The organism is Streptosporangium sp. NPDC006013 (assembly GCF_040614275.1).
GTDB lineage: Bacteria > Actinomycetota > Actinomycetes > Streptosporangiales > Streptosporangiaceae > Streptosporangium.
On the sequence record NZ_JBEXUE010000832.1, the window covers coordinates 1 to 2,351 of the forward strand.

The 2,351-nt window shown below is 71.7% G+C and carries 2 protein-coding genes; both read left to right on the top strand.

Annotated elements, in window-relative coordinates:
* Positions 1-115 precede the first annotated feature (115 nt).
* Entirely contained in the window at positions 116-1,069 is a 954-nt protein-coding gene (locus tag ABZ260_RS50095; RefSeq protein WP_355632753.1) for a LuxR C-terminal-related transcriptional regulator, read from the top strand.
* A 298-nt stretch (positions 1,070-1,367) separates the two neighbouring features.
* A complete protein-coding gene (locus tag ABZ260_RS50100; RefSeq protein ID WP_355632756.1) occupies positions 1,368-2,222 on the top strand; it encodes an alpha/beta hydrolase in 855 nt (284 codons plus the stop codon).
* Positions 2,223-2,351: the final 129 nt, after the last annotated feature.

A 2,351-nucleotide genomic window follows, 5' to 3' on the forward strand; every position in this document is an offset into this window, starting at 1 on the left:
TCAGCGTCGACAGTTCGGGGTAGCCGGGGACGAAGGCGGTGCCAGGGGAGTCGGTGACCCCTGAGGCGACTCGGGAGGCGATCATCGCCTGGGTGCGCTCGGGGCGGTCTCCACGGTGCCTCAGGTACTGGAGTTCATGATCCAGGCCGAGATCTGGATGGGCCGCTACGCCTCCATCGCCGCCAGCGCCGTCGAGGGGCTCCGGATCGCCCAGGAGCGCGGCAGGCCCAACAGCGCGGGCCAGCACCTGGGATGGCTCGCGCTCACCGCGGCCGTCGAGGGCGACGAGGAGACGTGCGCGATCAGGGCGGCGAGCGCCATCGAGCTGGCGGGCGCCCATGGCCTGGGCGTGGCGGGGGCACTCGGCAACTGGGCGCTGGCCCACCTCGACCTCGCGGCGGGACGCCACGCCGACGCGGCCAAGCGGCTGCGGGCCACGTCCAGGTCGGGCGGGACAGGCGGCCACCTCGTGGTGCGGGTCATGTCGACGCCCCACTTCGTCGAGGCCGCCGCACGCACGGGCGACCGGAAGGCGGCCGAGAGGGCCCTGCGGGTGCTGGACGGCTGGGTGGGCAGCACCCGCAGCCCCGACCGGCGCGCGCTCGCCACGCGCTGTCACGCGCTCCTGGCCGCCCCGGGTGACGCCGAGGAGTACTTCAGAGCAGCGCTCGACCTGCACCACCAGGGTTTCTCCGAGTTCGAGACGGCTCGCACCCAGCTGCTCTTCGGCAGTGCCCTGCGCAGGAACCGGCGTCCCGGCGCGGCCAGGGAGCACCTGCACAGCGCCCTGGAGACGTTCGAGCGGTCCGGCGCGCGCCTCTGGGCCGAGCAGGCCCGCACCGAGCTGCGCGGAGCCGGGGAGGCCGTCAGGTCGTCCCGCCCCAAGGCCACCGAGAAACTCACGGCACAGCAGTACCAGATCGCGCGGATCGTCGCGGACGGCGCCACCAACCGGGAGGTGGCGGCCCGGCTCTTCCTGAGCCCGAGGACCGTCGAGCACCACCTCAGGAACATCTTCACCAAGCTCGACATCCGCTCGCGGGTGGAGCTGGTGCGACTGATGTCCTGATTCACGGGTGCAGTGCAGTACGGGTGATTTCACCGATGCACTCCGGACCTGACAACGAGAAAGTGGCGAATGTCAGAAATCCGAGGGGTTACCCGGTGGCGCCGACCGTGCCGTCGCCACCTCCGGCGGCGGACCGGCGCGCGACGAACGGTCGTCGGCCGGCCACCGTATCGCCCTGGTTCCCCCCACAGGAACGGAGTACAGCAACGTGCAGCCGTACAGCACCACCCCCCAGGCCCACGCGCCCAGGCGGTCCCGCCGGGCGACGACTGTCGCCACGCTGACCCTCGCACTCGCTCTGCTCGGCACCGGCGGGGGCCTCGCGCCCGCCGCGCAGGCCGTCGCGGCCCCCGCCGCACAGGCCGCCGCCGCGGGCCCGTACGACCGCGGCCCCGACCCGACCAACGCCGGCATCGAGGCGGTCAGAGGGCCGTTCGCGATCGCGGAGACCAACGTCTCCTCGCTCCGGGTGACCGGCTTCGGCGGAGGGACGATCTACTACCCGACGTCCACCAGCGAGGGGACCTTCGGCGGAATAGCCATCGCCCCCGGCTACACCGCGAGCAGGTCGAGCATGGCCTGGCTCGCCTCGCGGCTGGCCTCCCACGGTTTCGTGGTCTTCAACATCGACACCATCACCACCTCCGACCAGCCCGCCAGCCGCGGCAGGCAACTGCTGGCCGCGCTCGACTACCTGGTGCAGAGCAGTTCGGCGGCCAGCCGGGTCGACGCCGGCAGGCTCGGCGTGATGGGGCACTCGATGGGCGGCGGCGGCACCCTGGAGGCCGCCAACAGCCGGCCGCAGTTGCAGGCGGCCATCCCGCTGACCGCGTGGAACCTGACCAAGAGCTGGTCGGGCATCCGGGTCCCGACGCTGATCGTCGGCGCGGAGAACGACACCATCGCCTCGGTGAGCCTGCACTCCAAGCCGTTCTACAACAGCATCCCGGCCTCCTCGGAGAAGGCCTACCTGGAACTCGACGGGGCCGGCCACTTCGCACCCAACAGCTCCAACACGACGATCGCCAAGTACAGCATCTCGTGGCTGAAGCGGTTCGTCGACAACGACACCCGCTACGAGCAGTTCCTGTGCCCCGCGCCCCGGGGTGACAGGAACATCTCCGAGTACCAGGACACCTGCCCGCACTCCTAGGGCACCGGCCCGCCACCGATCCGCCACCGGGCCGCCGTCGCAGCACGGCACCGGTCCTCGCCGTCCCGCACGGCGAGTGTCAGATCGAACTTCGACGTCTCGCAGGGCACCTGGACCGGAGTGACGGTC